18 protein-coding genes and 1 tRNA gene are annotated in these 15,938 nt (G+C 66.8%); 9 read left to right on the forward strand and 10 right to left on the reverse strand.

Annotated elements, in window-relative coordinates; all coding sequences use genetic code 11:
* The first annotated feature begins 249 nt into the window (after window positions 1-249).
* Entirely contained in the window at window positions 250-540 is a 291-nt protein-coding gene (locus MKK82_RS10110) for a hypothetical protein (protein ID WP_238285970.1), read from the forward strand.
* A 165-nt stretch (window positions 541-705) separates the two neighbouring features.
* Here the strand turns inward: MKK82_RS10110 and MKK82_RS10115 are convergent, their stop codons facing one another.
* From MKK82_RS10115 to MKK82_RS10125, 3 genes are all read right to left on the reverse strand, one after another.
* Window positions 706-1,836 (reverse strand): DUF2336 domain-containing protein, encoded by a 1,131-nt coding sequence (locus tag MKK82_RS10115; protein WP_238285971.1) that lies wholly within the window; start codon window positions 1,834-1,836, stop codon window positions 706-708.
* Between the two features lie 238 nt (window positions 1,837-2,074).
* A complete protein-coding gene (locus MKK82_RS10120; RefSeq protein WP_243985497.1) occupies window positions 2,075-2,431 on the reverse strand; it encodes a hypothetical protein in 357 nt (118 codons plus the stop codon).
* Between the two features lie 70 nt (window positions 2,432-2,501).
* On the reverse strand, window positions 2,502-2,963 hold the full coding sequence (locus MKK82_RS10125) for a GNAT family N-acetyltransferase (RefSeq protein ID WP_238285973.1): 462 nt from the start codon (window positions 2,961-2,963) through the stop codon (window positions 2,502-2,504).
* Window positions 2,964-3,706: 743 nt separating this feature from the next.
* Here MKK82_RS10125 and MKK82_RS10130 point away from each other — a divergent pair.
* Complete coding sequence (locus MKK82_RS10130; RefSeq protein WP_238285975.1) at window positions 3,707-3,892, forward strand: hypothetical protein; 186 nt, start codon at window positions 3,707-3,709, stop codon at window positions 3,890-3,892.
* A gap of 61 nt (window positions 3,893-3,953) precedes the next feature.
* Here MKK82_RS10130 and MKK82_RS10135 read toward each other — a convergent pair whose 3' ends face one another.
* Window positions 3,954-4,469 carry a MucR family transcriptional regulator gene (locus tag MKK82_RS10135; RefSeq protein WP_238285977.1) on the reverse strand — a complete coding sequence of 172 codons (516 nt, stop codon included), beginning with the start codon at window positions 4,467-4,469 and terminating at the stop codon, window positions 3,954-3,956.
* A gap of 457 nt (window positions 4,470-4,926) precedes the next feature.
* On the opposite strand from MKK82_RS10135, the gene MKK82_RS10140 reads away from it, so the two are divergent.
* From MKK82_RS10140 to MKK82_RS10155, 4 genes are all read left to right on the forward strand, one after another.
* Window positions 4,927-5,418 (forward strand): PaaI family thioesterase, encoded by a 492-nt coding sequence (locus tag MKK82_RS10140; protein WP_238285978.1) that lies wholly within the window; start codon window positions 4,927-4,929, stop codon window positions 5,416-5,418.
* A gap of 32 nt (window positions 5,419-5,450) precedes the next feature.
* On the forward strand, window positions 5,451-6,383 hold the full coding sequence (gene hemF, locus MKK82_RS10145) for an oxygen-dependent coproporphyrinogen oxidase (protein WP_238285979.1): 933 nt from the start codon (window positions 5,451-5,453) through the stop codon (window positions 6,381-6,383).
* Window positions 6,380-7,498, forward strand: a complete 1,119-nt coding sequence (locus MKK82_RS10150) for an ATP-dependent RecD-like DNA helicase (protein WP_238285980.1) — start codon at window positions 6,380-6,382, stop codon at window positions 7,496-7,498. Before hemF ends, MKK82_RS10150 begins: the two co-directional genes overlap by 4 nt.
* 81 nt (window positions 7,499-7,579) lie before the next feature.
* Window positions 7,580-7,646: transfer RNA gene (locus MKK82_RS10155), tRNA-Ser, on the forward strand.
* Between the two features lie 1,090 nt (window positions 7,647-8,736).
* Here MKK82_RS10155 and MKK82_RS10160 read toward each other — a convergent pair.
* Genes MKK82_RS10160 through MKK82_RS10170 form a run of 3 tightly spaced genes read right to left on the reverse strand, consistent with a single transcriptional unit; the run spans window position 8,737 to window position 9,754 of the window.
* The gene (locus tag MKK82_RS10160) at window positions 8,737-9,141 is read right to left on the reverse strand and encodes a hypothetical protein (RefSeq protein ID WP_243985499.1); all 405 of its coding nucleotides are present in this window, start codon (window positions 9,139-9,141) and stop codon (window positions 8,737-8,739) included.
* Window positions 9,138-9,512, reverse strand: coding sequence for a hypothetical protein (locus tag MKK82_RS10165; RefSeq protein ID WP_243985501.1), 375 nt, complete (start codon window positions 9,510-9,512; stop codon window positions 9,138-9,140). Before MKK82_RS10165 ends, MKK82_RS10160 begins: the two co-directional genes overlap by 4 nt.
* Window positions 9,509-9,754: a hypothetical protein gene (locus tag MKK82_RS10170; RefSeq protein ID WP_243985503.1), complete on the reverse strand. Its 246-nt coding sequence runs from the start codon at window positions 9,752-9,754 to the stop codon at window positions 9,509-9,511. Before MKK82_RS10170 ends, MKK82_RS10165 begins: the two co-directional genes overlap by 4 nt.
* Before the next feature lie 211 nt (window positions 9,755-9,965).
* Here MKK82_RS10170 and MKK82_RS10175 point away from each other — a divergent pair, with 211 nt between their 5' ends.
* The 3 genes from MKK82_RS10175 to MKK82_RS10185 all read left to right on the forward strand — a co-directional run bounded on the left by MKK82_RS10175 (window position 9,966) and on the right by MKK82_RS10185 (window position 11,779).
* Complete coding sequence (locus tag MKK82_RS10175; RefSeq protein WP_243985505.1) at window positions 9,966-10,166, forward strand: ribbon-helix-helix domain-containing protein; 201 nt, start codon at window positions 9,966-9,968, stop codon at window positions 10,164-10,166.
* A gap of 279 nt (window positions 10,167-10,445) precedes the next feature.
* Complete coding sequence (locus tag MKK82_RS10180; RefSeq protein WP_243985507.1) at window positions 10,446-10,889, forward strand: DMT family transporter; 444 nt, start codon at window positions 10,446-10,448, stop codon at window positions 10,887-10,889.
* Between the two features lie 245 nt (window positions 10,890-11,134).
* Window positions 11,135-11,779 carry an NYN domain-containing protein gene (locus MKK82_RS10185; RefSeq protein ID WP_243985509.1) on the forward strand — a complete coding sequence of 215 codons (645 nt, stop codon included), beginning with the start codon at window positions 11,135-11,137 and terminating at the stop codon, window positions 11,777-11,779.
* Window positions 11,780-11,907: 128 nt separating this feature from the next.
* On the opposite strand, the gene MKK82_RS10190 is transcribed toward MKK82_RS10185, so the two are convergent.
* From MKK82_RS10190 to MKK82_RS10200, 3 genes are all read right to left on the reverse strand, one after another.
* The gene (locus MKK82_RS10190; RefSeq protein WP_243985511.1) at window positions 11,908-12,090 is read right to left on the reverse strand and encodes an Rmf/CrpP family protein; all 183 of its coding nucleotides are present in this window, start codon (window positions 12,088-12,090) and stop codon (window positions 11,908-11,910) included.
* 1,147 nt (window positions 12,091-13,237) lie between these two features.
* Complete coding sequence (locus tag MKK82_RS10195) at window positions 13,238-15,703, reverse strand: phage tail tip lysozyme (protein WP_243985513.1); 2,466 nt, start codon at window positions 15,701-15,703, stop codon at window positions 13,238-13,240.
* Window positions 15,693-15,938 carry a hypothetical protein gene (locus MKK82_RS10200; protein WP_243985515.1) on the reverse strand — a complete coding sequence of 82 codons (246 nt, stop codon included), beginning with the start codon at window positions 15,936-15,938 and terminating at the stop codon, window positions 15,693-15,695. Before MKK82_RS10200 ends, MKK82_RS10195 begins: the two co-directional genes overlap by 11 nt.

Consider the following 15,938-nt stretch of genomic DNA (forward strand, 5'->3'; position numbering starts at 1 on the left):
CCGCGAGTATGCGTTTCCGCATCCGTCGCGCCTCCGGTTCCACTTCGAACGACTTCCGGACGGTCGCAGAGCCGGCTTAAACGAGTGTTGCGGATCTTGTCCGAATGGTCGGGATGCTTTCGGAGAGGTAACCAGCCGCGTCCGGGCAAGCTTCGTTCACCATGGCGCGCGAAAGCCCGGCGCGGTTGAGGCCCGGTTCACGAAAAAGGTCGAATTCTCGCGCTCGACACCGAGCGGAGGAACCGTCCGATGACTGTCCTGCTGCGCGCCGCGCTGGTGATCGGCGTGCTCTCGTACTTCGCGCTGATGCGCACCGGCGCGGATCCGGCCGCCGAGGCCCGCAGGCTGGCCGGCGCGTTGCCGACCGCCCAGACGGCCCTCGACGCCGTCCCCACCGAGACCCGCGAGCGCGCAATGCGCGCCGTGCTGGCGCGGGGCCTCATGGCGGAGCTGAGCCGACGCGCCGCCGAGCCACCCTCGACCGACACCCTGGAAGACGCCGACCGGCAGCCGGCGTGGCGGGGGATCGAGCCCCGCTGAGACCGCGCGTCGGCGGATCGTTCGATCCCGTCCGCTGACGCGTCCCTCGCCGCCATCGCGCGACGCGACCCGGGGCGACCCCCCGTCGGTCCGCGTGGCGCCGTCCGGACCGCGTCGGTCGGGCCGCGAGGATTGCGGCGCCGAAGCCATCGGCCGGACAGGATGTCAGCTCGTCTCCCCGCCGGCCGCCGCCCGGGCCCGCAGCGGCAGGGGCGGGCGTTGCGCGGCCACGCGCTCCCCGCCCAGGCGCGGCTTGGCTTCCGGGCCGTGCAGCGGCTGGTGCGCCTCGCTCCGCCCACGCTCGTCGAGCGGACGGTCGAGGATCGCGGCGATCAGGTCCCGCGCGGCCGGCCGGGTCACGGTGCGGAACAGGCGGACGAGATCGGCCACGCGCTCGGCCGAGCGTGCCACCCCCTGGTTGAGGGTGAGGAAGATGTAGACCGCCTCCTCCTCGTGCAGGCCGGCCGCGCGCAGGCCGAGCGTCAGGAGGTCGTAGCGCGCCCCCGGATCGCCCACCACGGTGAGGAAATCGCGCGGCACGCCGAGGCCATCCGCGAGAGCCGCCACGAAGGCCGCCACGTCGTGGGCGGCCGACAGGCCCATGAGGGTCTCGCCGAGGTCCCGGGGCGGAGGCGGGCAGGGCCGCAAGGCGGCGGTCGCCTCGACGGTCCGGCCGATCACCGCCCGGCGCATCGGATCGGCGTGCAGGTAGAGCGGCGCGAGGTCGGCAGCCGAGACGTCGGGGCGGATCAGGAGAAGCCGTGCGAGGTCGGCGGCGCTGCGGCCCCGGCCCACGAGCCGGGCGAGCGCGGTTCCGCGCAGAACGACGCCGCGGTTGGCGGCGAGCGCGAGGTCGATCTCCGGCCGGTCCTCGCGGGCGAGGTCCTCCACCGCCTCGCGGTTCAGCCCGGCCCGGGTGGCGATGCGGGCGGCGATGTCGGATCCCTCCGCCAGGGCCGCTTCGATCAGGCGCTGGCTCAGGGCCGGCGCCAGTTCCACCACAGCGTCGCGGGCGCCGCCGCCGCGGAGGGCGAGGGCTTCCAGGACCGCCGGCGGGGTTTCGGGGAAGGGGGCGAGCTTCCCGGCGACTACCCGGGCGGTCTCCTCGTCCACGGTGGGGATCAACCCGCAGGCCAGGGACTCGAAGATCTCGACCGCGCTCCGGTCCCGACCCGGGGCACGGATGAACAGGTCGGTCTGAACCCGGAGAATCACCGGCTTCAGATCGAGATTCTCGATGCGTGAGAGTTCGAGGAGCCCGGACAGGTCCGGCGGAGCATCGACGGATGGGGGCATGGAGGATCGGGTTACGCAGGACTGCAGTAAGGCTACGCTAACCGCATCGGCGTGAATCGACCTTTAAACCGTCCCGCGAAGGACCGTGTCGTCCTGCATCATCGTCGGCCGCCGGATACCGTTCCGGGACGGCGCGTGCGGGATCCCCATCTCGGTCCGCCCGACACCGGCCCGCTTCGCGCGCCGCAGAGGTCGCCGCCTGCACCGATCTGTCCGCCTCAGTCTCCCGACGGCAGTCTCACCGCGTCAGCCACAGCGCGAGGCCGAGCCCGACGGCCGCCAGGACGATGAAGCCGGCATAGACCGGCAGGACCAAGGATTGCCGTTGGTGCACGTAGCCGGCCGCCGCCTTCTCGGAGGGCGCCCGCTCGTTCTGACGCGCCAGCCGAACCTCCTGCGAGGTTGGCGGCGTCCCGCCAGCCTCTTCGCAGGTGCCGAGCGGCGCGGCCCCAACATCCATGTGCGGCGTCTTGTCGGCCGTGCGGCCGCTGTCGATGTCGGCCTTGAGCTGCGCCGAGGTCGGGGTCTCGGAATCCGGCGGCGGCTCGACCGTCAGGTTCCCGGGGGGCGGTGGCGTCTCGGATCGCAGTGTCATCGATGGAACTCCCGTCTCATCCGTCAACGCCGTTCGGCCGCGGTCGGCTGCGGCCAGGATGTCGCGGATCTCAAGCTTCCGCGGATCCCCGCTTCAGCAGCGGCCGCGCCTGCATCCGACCCTCCGCGGTGAAACCCGCCGCGGCGCAGAAGGCGTGCAGGTCCGCCTGTTCCGGCTCGACGCTGAGCAGCAGCCGGTCGCAGCCGGCCTGCCGCGCGGCCCGCCCCACTGCCTTCAGCAGCACCCGCCCGATGCCCCTGCGCCGGGATTCGGCTCCGACCACCAGGGTCGTGATCAGCCCGAACGGCCGGGCTGCGCCGAGGGTGACCACCGGCGCGAGCGCCACGAGGCCGCTCGGTGGTCCCCATTCCACGGCCACGAGCACGGTGCCGCCGCTGCGCTGCAGGGCGTCGATCCGCGCCGCGAGATCCGCGGTGCCGACCGGAACGTCCGTCGTGCCCAGTAACTCCGCGAGACCTGCGGCGTCGGAGGCCGCGGCGGCGCGGATCTCCAGTCCGTAGCGATTAGCCAAACCCTGCTCCCGATCGAGGCTCCCGGGCGATCAACGCGCCGCGCCGCACCGCGCCCCCTCGCTCCCGCGCCCTCAGGCCGTCGCCGGCCCGGCTGCCCGGATTGAGCCGGCGACAGGCGCCCGGCGCCGTCCCGCAGTCGGCGCCGGGCGAAGCCGACGGCCTTCCCGGGACCGCAGGCGGCGGGAGGCGGCGGGGGCGCAATCCGCCCCCGCCGTTGCACCGCCCCGTGCCGGCCAGGATCAGGCCGGACCGGTCGGTCGTGTCGGGTTGGGGGCGCTCATGGCGTCGGGCCGCCGGGGGATCGGCGTTCCGTCGAGGTCCGGGCCATCGCCATCGCGGGTGAGCGCGCGGCGCTCGGCTCGGATTCATCCTGCGACGCGACCCACGGCGGTTCGTCGGGCCCGCGGATGGCCGCCTGCGCCGGGTCGGGCCGGCTGGCCCCTGCCGCACTCGCCCGGAGGCGCAGCAGAGAGCCGAGGAGCGGGGCCGGGAGCAGGTCGCGGCGGCTCGCCTCCGCGCCGGATGGCAGGTCCGACATCGGGCGCGCCCCGCCCGCGTGCCTCCGGAGGCCCGGCCGCCGCCGCATGCGCCACGCCGTCGTCCCATCGATCGTCCCCGATCCGAGGACGGGCGGCATCGCGATCGGGGGGGGCTGTCACGGCGCCGGCCCTGCCGACGTGGAACGGGTCGGGCGCCCGGCGCTTTGGCCCCGCAGCCGCGCGGGCGGCCGGGGAGGGGCGACATGGCGGGCAGGGTTCCGGATCAATCCGTCGACGGGCCGGACGGCGCAGGCGCGCCGGAGGCCGAGCGGTCCGACGATCGGACCTGGCCCGCCCCGGAGGCAGGACGCGACGCGGCGGAGCGCGAGAAGGCTGAGACGGAGATCGCCGCCGGGGATGTCGCCGACGATCTCGCCGATTTCGCCTGACGGAGCGACGCGCAGGTTGCGTGCCGCGCCGGTTCGGTGAGCCGGATCAGAGGGCGTCCGATCAGGCGGTTTCCTTGGCCTTGCGCGGACGGCTCGCACGCTTCGGCTTCTCGGCGGGCGCCTCCGCGGCGGGCTCCGCGGCGGGGGGAGCGGCGCTGGCCGACTTCCGGCGCTGCTGGCCGAGGCCGAGGCTGCGGGCGAGTTCGGACCGCTGGGCCGAATAGCTCGCGGCCGTCGACGGATAGTCCCGCGGCAGTCCGAAGCGCTCGCGATACTGCTCGATCGTCAGACCGTTGCGCGAGAGATGGCGCTTCAACGTCTTGTATGGCTTGCCGTCGATGAAGGAGACCAGTGCATCCGGCGTCACGGACTTGCGGATCTGGGCCGGCGTCGGCTTGTCGGCCGCCTCGGTGACGGTGGCGGCGGGCGCGGAGAGCTTCGCGAGGGCCGCGTGCACGCCGGCGAGCAGTCCGGGCAGCTCGCTGATGGGAACCGAATTGTTCGAGACATACGCCGAGACGATGTCCGAGGCCTGCTCGATAAAGGTCTGCTGCTGTTCAGGAGTGTTGTCGTCCATCGATGATTCCCTCTATCCGGTGGTGGTGGGACGGTTCTATCGTCTTTGCAGCAAAATCAAGTCGTCGTCTAGGATTTCCGTACACAATCCCTCGGTCGTGAACACGCATATTATTCAAGCGATCGGTGGAGCTGAAATCGTCGGCTGAGAAACCCGATGGCCGCAACGGGCTCTTGCACGAGCTCGGGTCTCACGGGGCGTCGTCCGTACGCCTTCCGGCCTGGCCGGGCCGGGTCCTTCGTCTGCAAAGATCCGACTTCCGTCTGACAAGACGCCTGACAACTCGTCCCGTAGCCTGCCGGCCCGGCTGTTCTGCGTGCCGTGGTCTCTGCCGAAGCCCGCGCGCGCAGGCCCGGCGGCATCCGGGTGCGACCCGGGCGGTGCGGATCTGGGTCCTGGGACAAAGCGCCCATCCGGGCCATAACCGGCCGGCGGGGCGAGAAACGGGGCGATCGGCGTGGACGAGCAGACAGAACCGGGCACCATCTTCGGGGCCCACATTCCCTTCGTGAATTTCTGCGGGATCGAAGCCCTCGACGTGCGCGAGGGCCGCACCCGCCTGCGCCTCGCCCTGCGGCCGGAGCACGCCAACAACCTCGGCATCGCCCATGGCGGCGTGCTCTGCACCCTGCTGGACGTCGCCTTGGGGACGGCCGCCCGTCTCGGGGCGGGCCGTCCCGTGGTGACCCTGGACATGCAAACCCGGTTCCTCGCCCCCGGTCGCGGGATCCTGTCGGCCGAGGGGCGCGTGACCCGGGCCGGGCGGTCGGTGATCTTCTGCGAGGCCGAGATCCGCGGCGCCGACGGGGCGCTGGTGGCGACCGCCACCGGCCTGCTCAAGCCGGTGGGCGAGCGGCCGGCGGCGCTTGGAGACGAACTGGCGGCGCCTGGAGACGAGCCGGCGGCGCCTGGAGACGATGCGCGCCCGCGTCCCGTCCAGGTTGATTGACGTAAGCCCGGCGCGGTGGGAAAGCCTCTGCCATGACGATGCCGGACGATGCGCGCGCAGCCCTGTCTGCGCCTCCCTCAGACGCCGATGTCACGGCCATGAAATCCGAGGCCGCGGCGTGGTTCGAGGCGCTGCGCGACCGCATCCTGGACGCCCTCGAGACGATCGAGGCGGAGGCCGAGGGGCCGTTCCACCCGGACGCGCCGGAGGGGCCCGGGACCTTCCAGAAGACTCCGTGGAACCGCACCGACTACACCGGCCGGCCGGGCGGTGGCGGCGTCATGGCGATGCTGAAGGGCCGGGTCTTCGAGAAGGCGGGCGTCCACATCTCGACGGTGCACGGCGAGTTCGCCCCGGAATTCCGGGCGCAGATGCCGGGGGCGGCCGAGGATCCGCGTTTCTTCGCCACCGGGATCTCGCTGATCGCCCATCCGTGGAACCCGCACGCGCCGACCGTGCACATGAACACCCGGTTCGTCGCGACGACGCGGGCGTGGTTCGGCGGCGGCGCCGATCTGACCCCGGTCCTGGAGCGCCGCCGCAATCAGGACGATCCGGACAGCCGCCACTTCCACGCCTGCCTGGAGCGCGCCTGCGCGGCCCACGGCATCGACCACGGCCGCTACAAGGCGTGGTGCGACGAGTATTTCCATCTCAAGCACCGGGACGAGCCCCGGGGGATCGGCGGCATCTTCTACGATTACCTCTGGAGCGGTGATCCGAAGGCGGACCTCGCCTATACCCGCGACGTGGGCCGGGCCTTCCTCGAGGCTTACCCGAAGATCGTCCGCGACAACGTCGGCACGGCCTGGACCGAGGCGGACCGCTTCGAGCAGCAGGTGCGGCGCGGGCGCTACGTGGAGTTCAACCTGCTCTACGACCGCGGCACGATCTTCGGGCTGAGGACCGGCGGCAACGTCGCCTCGATCCTGTCGTCGATGCCGCCCACCGTGCGCTGGCCGTGAGCGCGGGGCTGCCGGCCGCCTACGCCCCCCAGCAGGACGCGGCGCTGAAAGCGATCGCCGCGTGGCGGCGGGAGGGCGGATCGCAGGTGTTCCGGCTGTTCGGCTATGCCGGCACCGGCAAGACCACGCTCGCCCGGCGGATCGCCGAGGATGTCGACGGCGCGGTGGTGTACGGCGCCTTCACCGGCAAGGCGGCCTCCGTGATGCGCCAGAAGGGTTGCCACGACGCCGCGACGATCCACTCGCTGATCTACCGCACCAAGGAGGCCGACGAGGGCGGCCCGACCTTCACGCTGAACCGCTCCGGTGCCGCCGCCAAGGCGGACCTGATTATCATCGACGAGTGCTCGATGGTGGATCCGGACCTCGGCAACGACCTCCTGTCCTTCGAGCGCCCGGTCCTGGTCCTCGGCGACCCGGCGCAGTTGCCGCCGGTGCGCGGCGGCGGCTTCTTCACCGAGGCCGAGCCCGACGTGATGCTCACGGAGGTGCACCGGCAGGCCAAGGACGATCCGATCGTCCGCATGGCGATGACCATCCGCGAAGGCGGCCGGCTGGAACTCGGCACCTACGGACAGAGCCGGGTCGTCTCGCGCCGCACCCTGGACCCGGCCGAGGTGCTCGAATGCGACCAGGTGCTGGTCGGCCTCAACAAGACGCGCCGCCTCTACAACGCCCGGCTCCGGGAGCTTGCCGGCCACACGGACCCGATGCCGGCGGTGGGCGAGAAGCTGGTCTGCCTGCGCAACGACCGGGTGAAGGGGCTGCTCAACGGCTCGACCTGGACCGTCCAGGCGCTGCGCGCGCCGCCGCGCCCCGACCTGATCCGCCTCGACGTGGTGCCGGAGGACGACCCGGCGCTGCGCCGGAAGGCCACCGACATCAAGGTGCTGCGCGCGATGATCTCCGGGACGGACGACGAGATCCCGCTGATCCTGCGCCGCGAGACCGACGAGTTCACCTACGGCTACGCGCTGACGGTTCACAAGGCACAAGGATCGCAGTGGGACCGGGTGACGCTCTTCGATGAATCCTACGCCTTCCGCGAGCACCGGGCCCGCTGGCTCTACACGGGCCTGACCCGCGCCGCGCAGGCGATCACCGTGGTGATGTGACCCGCGGCGCCGGGCGTCGACATCGCTTGTGGAGCCCGACCGCGCGTGCTACGCACCGCCCGTCTCGTCGAGGCACCTCGCGGAGAGGTGGCAGAGCGGTTGAATGCACCGCACTCGAAATGCGATTTCGGCCATCCTGCCGTCTCCCAGCTGATCCGATAAAGTCCTGTCTCGCCTAGGCATTTTCGGGTCCTTACCTCGTTCTCATCCCGTTCCATCCCCGCCTGTGCTACCGAGTTTGGTAGCAAAAGCGGTAGCAGATGGACGCGGTCTGTTCCGGTGGCTGAGCCGCTCGCACCGGATGCACAAGCAGCGTTCGTGAGGGCGTTCTCAGGCCCTAGCGGAGTACCTTGGCCCTGGGGCCGTCCGCCGCATTCTCCTGCTCGAAGGCCGAGGCCACATCCGTGCTCGCTCGTCCCGAGCGTTCGACATCGACCGCGGATCGACCGCGGATCTCGCCCCATGGCCTCCATCAAAATTCGTGTGTCCGCCGACGGGACCTATGCGGTTTGTCGCAACGGCACCGCTATCGCTTCCGGTCTGACCCGAGCCCAAGCCGATCACTTGGTGACGGTCCTCGGCTGGATCTCATAGGGGTCCATCAACTGGACTTGTCGCCCGCACCGGATGCGCGAGCAGCGTTCGTGAGGGCAGCGCATCCGTCACAGGGACAGATCTGTCTGCATCTGTGCAGGGTGACTGCGTCGGCGGTCCTCATCCCGTCGACCTCCACGCCCGCTCTCAAGTCTACTCTCCAGTGAACCGAAGGGCGGGCGTGGATGCTATCACTGTAAGTTCTTGCAGTGAGCCGACCGCACGGGATGCGCGAGCGGTACGTGTCATAGGTTAGAGACCTCCAAGGCAATCAAGCCCGATGTCTAGGGGTCGACCGCGGTCGACCTCCACGCCTGCCTATCGTTCTTGGTCAATCGCCGGGCGGGCGTGGATGCCAAGGGAGTAGCGATCCGCGACCTCCTTAGCCCTCGCCAGCTTGGCGAACCCTCGGCGAGCAAGTGGCAAACTTGGCGACTTGAACCGGCGGGCTAAGAAGCGCTTAGGGCGTCGAAGGGGGTGGCGTTTCACCACCCCCACGCTGCTCGACAAAACGGAAACCGTTTCCGTTTTCGATAAGCGACACCAGCGGGCGGGCGTGGATGTTATGTGGGGTAACGGGTCGTTACCCCATCGACTTAGCCCGTCGCAGGGAGGGGTACTGAGTACCCACCCCTAAGCTCGACTTAGCCCGCCCCCGGGGCGCATAGCGCGATCACCTCCTGCAGGATGGTGGCCGCGAGCCGCTCGTCCCCATTGGTGCTCTTCAACAGGCCCGTACTCGCCCACTCGTCGAGCAGCAGCCGAGCCTTGGCCGCCAAGTCTGCCGGGCTTCGAGAGGGCTCGCTAGCAGCCCACACAACGACGGCCTCGTGTCGGTCGCTCTCGAAATCTAGGCGGTCGTCCTCCCAGTCCTCATCGAGCGCAGCCTTGCAGATCCAAGCGCGGTGCTGGATCGCCCACTCGCAGGATTGGGCGAGATCGGACGGCGCGACCAGCGGGGTTCCGGCAGGTGGGGCCGTCATGGCCCTACCTGTGAGCGGAGCCGTGAGGATGGCACCGAGGGTCGCGCGGCGGGTGGAAGAGGTCATAAGTCGCCCCTCCGCCAGTCGCACCCGACCGCGCTCAAAACGAGAGCGGCTCGATCCGTCGGATGGGGGTGCTGGTCGTGAAAGGCCCCACCCGCGTTGTCTACGGCAAGCCAATCGAAGCGCTTTCCCGACTCCGTATCCATGATGACGAAGCGGCGGTCGTAACCGAGATCGCTGTCGACGCCAGGGTAGCGCTGAAACCGCAGATACCGGCGCTCGTAGAATAGCCATGCATCGTAGCTGTCGAGCAACGCGGGCGTGAGGGGCTCGGCGACGGCCGATGGTGCGCCGATCAGGGTCACGCCGCCGCCGATGAGCGGGAGCGTCGTGAGGCCGCGCAGGAAGCCGCGGCGGTTGGCGGGGCTGTTCATGCGTAAGCCCTCCGCGAGAGGGCCAGCCCGACCTGTTCGGCTAAACCACCGTAGTCGCCGATGCCGTCTTCGGCCGGGTCGCCTTCGCGCTCGTCGTCGCCCTCCGGGCCGTCAGCCTCGTCGGTTTCGAGGTCTGTGTCGCCGTCGAGGGCGTCTAATAAGGCGAGGTCCGCCTCGATGCGATCAGCGATCCGGCGGCGCAGCTCGCGGACGCGCTGGCGATCCGGATCGGCAGCCTGCATGGCCGCGAGAGCGATGGTGACGGGGCCCGACTGCCTGCCGAGCCCCTGGCCTAATAAGGGCTGAGGGCTACGGGACAGGGGTAATAAGGGCGTGCGTGTGCTATGGGCATGCGTAGCCATCGGCGAAGATCCCAGGCGTTGATGGTTAGGGTCGGGAGGAAGTTACAGCTTCCGCTCGGCCCGCTTTTCTGATACCCAAGAAGTCATGCGGATGTCAATTCCTGATACCCATAAAAAGCGCGGTCGCCCAGCGACCGGCGTAACGCCGCATCAGGGTATCCGGATGCCGCCGGAGCTTGTTGCCGCCGTTGAAAGCTGGCGGGAGGAGCAGCCGACGCCTCCACCATCGCGGGCCGAGGCCATCCGCCAGATCCTCACCGAGTACCTGAAGGCGAAGGGCTATCTGAAGTGAGTGTCGCCACGCTCGCGGTGGCACTATGCGTCTTCGCCCTTGCGACGATCTCGGCAAGGCTTCTCAGCTACGCGGGGTATGAGAACGCCCCGTTCATGGTGTTGGTGTCTGGACTCGTGGCATGCGGCGTATTTGCCGCTCTGAGGTAGGTCATCCGCCGCCTCGTAGAGGAGGCGCTGAAGGCGGGGCGGAGGCATAGGACGACATGCCGCCGACGATAGTGGGAAGTAGCGGCCTCGACAGCCCTAGTTAGAGATCTCACGGAATGGGATCTTGGCGATGTGGTACCTCTACGGCTTCGTGCTGATCGCTGGGATCGCCAATGCGGTGCAGCCTGGCCAGAACAGCACGCTGGCTAAAGGCTTTTCTCAGCCGCTCACGGCCGGGCTCGTCGTTGGGATCGGAGCGGCGCTAAGCGTCCTCATCATCGGATTGGTGACCCGGCGTTTGGCATGGCCGACCTACGTCGAACTGGCGCAGATGCCATGGTGGGCGTGGTTCGGAGGACTGCTTGGCGGCGGTGTCGTGATCACGCAGCTCCTGATTGCCCGCCAGATCGGTGCCGGTGCGTTCCTTTCGCTCCTGGTCACCGCTGGCGTCGTCACCTCAATCCTGCTGGATCACTTCGGATGGGTAGGCTTCGAGGTGCATCCGGCAACCCTGTGGCGGCTTGTCGGGGGAGTACTCATGATCGCTGGAGTCGCCCTTATAGCCGTGTTCTGATCCATCGCCCGCTTCGTGGAAGCGGCGCTGAGGGTGGGGCGATGGCGTTATTAATCCGCGGAGCCACACAGCCGAGGGTGGCATGGCATTTCCGTATGCCGGTGAAAAATTCCGCGAATTGATGACCAGGGGGCTTTACCCGGTCCGGGGAAATCACATATCAAACTCACGTTGATCCCGCCGGGGCTTCGGTCTCGGCGCCTCCCCCGGGCCACGGCTCGGGGGTTCTCATTTCTGGACCATAAATGGCTGTCCGAAGGCGCGTTGAGTGCTTCGTAGATGGTTTCAATCTATATCATGCGGTGGACAATTTAAAACGTCCGCATTTAAAATGGCTGGACCTAAGAAAGCTTACGTCTTTCTTTATGGACCCCCATGTTCACGAGCTAAAGTCCATATTCTACTTTTCTGCAATTGCTACATGGTTGCCGCAGCAGAGCGCACGTCACCGACAGTACGTGGAGGCTTTGAAATCTTGCGGAACAACGCCCGTGATGGGTCAATTCAAAGCAAAAGATAAACGCTGCAACTCCTGCGGGGCCCGTTGGGTAGCCCATGAAGAAAAAGAGACCGACGTTAATATTGCTCTCTGGCTTATCAATCGTGCCTATAAAAATGAATACGACGAGGCATTTATTGTAAGTCGTGATAGCGACTTGACGCCAGCGGTAAAAATGGTACTTGAGGAATTTCCTAATAAGCAGATAAAGATAATATCTCCTCCAAAAGCTGGGCACAGCAAGGAGATGGGAAAACTTGTAGGGGATAAAAAACTAGCGTCGATCAAGGACATCCATCTCGAAAGATCATTGTTTCCTGCTCAAGTGGTTGATCCTGATACTAAATTGATCATTGCGCACCGACCGTCGCAGTACAATCCTCCGACGTAAGAGGTTTGCGGCTCTGCATCGTCATTCCATCATACCGCCGCCCGCTACGCCTCCTGGAGCGCCAGCGCGTGGCCTCGACACCGCCGTCCCGGCGGCTATCCTGCCGGGATGCGCACAGCCCTTGCCAGTCAGGCATCGGCTATCGGCAAGTCCGGACCGTCATCGGCGGGGGTGCCATCGTAGCCTTCGAACCAAGCCTTCCGTTCAGGAGAGTTCGCTGGGTATGGGCAGCTGTCCTTCGGCAAGCCAATAGCCCGCGCATGTGCGCCCTCAGCAATCGGTTGCACGTTGGGAGGCAGGCGCGTGTCCATTATCGCACCGTAGGCTGTCCGTAGCGCCTACTTAGAGCCGCCTGCTGGGTTGAGTAGGGTCGAAGTTGCGCAAGAAAAAGCCCACCGCGGTAAACCGGGCGGGCCGAAGGTAGGGACGTTCGCTGCGTTGGACGAACCTCTGTCAGAACGTTACCAGCACCAGCTGCAAGGGTAAGCCCGCGGTGGTGACAGATCTGGGCGCGTGACGTCTACTCCGCCTTCGCCATCTGCCGCCCGTGGTTCTGCGCCACGTCGCGGAAGAGGCAGCTGGTAGCGGCAGTCATGGCCCACGAGCACTGCGTCATCAGAACAGAGTGCGCGCCTGCGGCAGAAGGACCGGCGGCACCCGCCATGGGATCAGTCCCTGAGTTGCCGCCTTCTCCCTGACATGAACCGCTTCGCACTCATCGGCATCTTCGCAGCCTTGTTCGCCGGGATCCTGGCCATAGGAGGCACTTGGTCATACGTCACGAGCATCAGCCCCGCCGTCGGGCCCGACACGAGTTCGACGCCAAACCCTACGGCGCAGCGCAAGCAGCCGTAGCTCGTCATTGAAGACCCATAGAAAAAGCCCGCGCCGGAGGACCGGGCGGGCCTAAGTCGGTCTTGAGGAGAAGCCTCAGCCTACATCCTCGCCAATTTGCCGCCCCGCCATTTGATACATTCGCAAGGCGAAAAAAGCCCGCCGCGGCAGGGTGCCGGGCGGGCTCTCCGCAGGCTCAGGACCGAGCGGTTTGATCCAAGGCCGAGGCGAGCCTATCACGTCTTGTAGGAAGCGGCAGCCAATCGGAAATCACGCTTGCGCCCAAGCGTAGATTTCGTGAACGCTACCCTCATAACGGAACCAGTGTACGCTAGTACCTGGCCTTTGACCGTGGTCCGAATACGAACGTGCGATGCCCGAAACGAGGGATTGAGCATCTTGGCCATCGTCGATGTCATATGCCAAAAGCTGCGGACGGCATGCGTCACCCTTAGAGATGTCTCGGATAAAAATTGAGTACCTTCCCATGATCCAAAACCACTGGTTGAACCCGTATGGCTATACATGCATCTCAGGCGAAATCAGTTCATGAAAGCATCATTAGATAGTTAATGGATTTTAATAAGATTTCGCGCATTTGATTTAGACGCGCAGCATACACTGTCACCCGCCCGCTGGAGCCATCGTCCGACCCCGCTGCAGCACCACGTCCTTGAAGAGGTTGCCGGAGGCGGAGGTGCGGACGTTCGTTTCCGGCCCCGGTCGCTGCACGACGACGCTGACGCTGCCGTTGTTCTCGATCTTGGGTCCGGCGACGACACCGGCACGGGCGGCTGAGGCATCGAGGCGTCCCTCGCCCTTCTGCATCGCCTCGAACGCCTTTCTAGCCTTCTCCCGGGATGCCCAGCCCTCGCCGTCGGCTTGGCCAACATCGGGGCGCGGCATGCCCGGCATGCGCCCGCTTGCGGCGTCCTGCTGTAGTCGACGCAAATTAGGTAGCCTAAAATCGAAAGCTTTCTTTTTGTATTTTGGACTCTCGAACTGATCGATCGCGATCCACATTTTCTCGTCTTCGGATTTTGCCCGAAGCATTTGCTGCCATACACCGCGATATCTGCCGTGGATGACTTCATCTCGGAAATGCTGCTGCTGGGCGCCAACGTCGTACCAAGGCACGCGCATCCCGGCCGCCTTGCTCCGCAGTGCGTTCGCCCGCTCCTTATACCATTGTGCGGTTCCGATCTCACCGACCGTACCAACGGCTTTCGGGTTTAGGTCAGCGCCAGACTCGCCCTGCATAGTCCCGACCATAGCGCGAGCAGTCCCAGCATCTGCACCTACGCCGCCCTGATCAACGGGACGCTGCATGAATTCGAGCCACGATTGAACCCGGGCCTTGCCTTCGGCTGTGCGTGCGCCCGGCGTCCAACGGTGCCCGTGCGTAACGATGGAGCCACTGCCGCTGCCGATCGATGGCATGGGAGATCCGCCCCCGATACCAGGCATGCGAGGCGTCCCACCGTCGACGCCGGAAATCCTGCCCTCTGGCCCGGTCGGTACCGTTGCCCCACCGTCGTAACCTGGAATTTTCCGCATCAAATACTGGCGGAAGCGCTCTCGCATCTCGGCGCGGTTGCCGCCTGGCCCCCCAAAGACACTGGCGCCGCCGAGCGAGGCAGCTTGGACCCGTGCGCCACCGAACAGTTCGTCGGCGTCCAGGCTCGATTTCTGAGCCGTGGCGTCCTGCTTGCTCTTCAGCTGCTCGCTCAGTCCGTCAATTGATTTGCGCAGCCGCTCCGACGAAGCATCGAAATCCTTCTGCCGCTGCTCCGGCGTGCGGCCCTTCAGACGAGCCAACTCAGCCTCTGCAGCCGTGAGCTTCTGCTGAGCAGCTTCCGGGCTATCGATCAGGCCCATACGCTGTTGCGTGCGGCCGATCAGGTGCTGCGACGCCTCGTTCGACACATCCCGCAGCTTCCGCAGCCGATCAACGTTCTCTTGGGCGTTGATCTCATCGTCGCCCAGCATCGGCGCCAGCCGCCGAGCCAGCGGACCGCTGCCGCCGTCGAGGTGGCGCATGGCCTCGGCCGGTTTGCCCTCGTTGAAGCTTTTGATCGCCGCCGCGATCTCCTTCACGCTCTCGGCCAGCGGCTTCACCAGCATTGTGGTGCTGGTGAGCATCTGCTCGGCGCTCTGACCGGCGGCTTTCCAATCGATCTTGCCCAGCTCGTCGCCGATGTCGTGCATGCCCTGGCGCAGGCCATCGATCAGCGCCTTGCGCTTGCCGGAGGCGATGTCGTCCATCCAGGAGGTGAAGCGCTCGGCCGGCACCATCAGCTCGGAAGCGATGGCGACACCAACCCGCTGCATTGAGGAGCGCAGGTTGCTCAGCGCCCGTTCGTACCGTTCGGCGGACTCGACGGTCTTCGGATCCAACGGTCCGAGCTTCTCCGCCGTCTTGGCGTTCAGGTCTCGGATCGCACCGAGGTGCTTATCGCCGAGCCTGCCCAGATCCATGTTGCCGAACAGCTTCTCAGCGAAGCGACCGCGATCCACCGCGTTGGGGATTTGCTCAAGAAACTGCTCAGTCATCTTGAGGGCTTCGTCGTTGTTCGTGGTGCCCTTGAGCTTGATCGCGAACTGGGCAACCACTTGGTTCTGCGACTGCAGAAAGCCCATGGTCTCTCCGACGCCGCGACGGATGTCGCGCATGTTCTGCGAGAAGGTCTTCGCAGCTGCCGAGGAAGCGTCGCCTGACACGCCGAACTTGCCGGCGACGCTCTGAAAGATCCGCAACTGGTCCGCCGCCATGCCGGTCTCACGACCGAGCTGACCAAGGCTCGACAGGCTACTGCCCAAGCTGTTCAGCGCATTCACGACGCCAGCCACCGCCACGCCCGTGCCGAGGCTCGTGACGCCCACCATAGCCAATGCAGGGTTGAGAACGGTCTGTGCCGCTTGTCCGGCGGAGCGCGCTGCACCCTCGACCTTGCCCAGGCCCTTCGCGAGGTTCTCGCCGTGGGCGGCGCCCTGGCGACTGGTGTCGAGAAGCTGCGACCGGAGCGCCTTCAACGGTCCGGAAAACCGATCCTCGACCTCCGCCCTCATCCTCAAGGTTTCATCGGCCATTGGCGTCGCTCCTATGGGGCGCCAGCGCGCCGGCATTCAGTTGATCGGTGGTTGCTCGCAGCAGGGCGGTGCCGGTCTCCAGCATCACGATCTCAAAGGCCGCGGTCAGTTCTACAGCGGTGGCGTCCGGCCACCGCGTGCCGATCGTCTCCAGCACCTCGGCTTTCCAGGCCGCCTCGGTGTCGCCGATGCCGGTGCTGAGCACAAAGTCGGCGATCTCGGCAACGCGGGTCAT

Origin of the sequence: Methylobacterium sp. E-046, from assembly GCF_022829625.1 — a bacterium.
GTDB classification, from domain to species: Bacteria; Pseudomonadota; Alphaproteobacteria; order Rhizobiales; family Beijerinckiaceae; genus Methylobacterium; species Methylobacterium longum.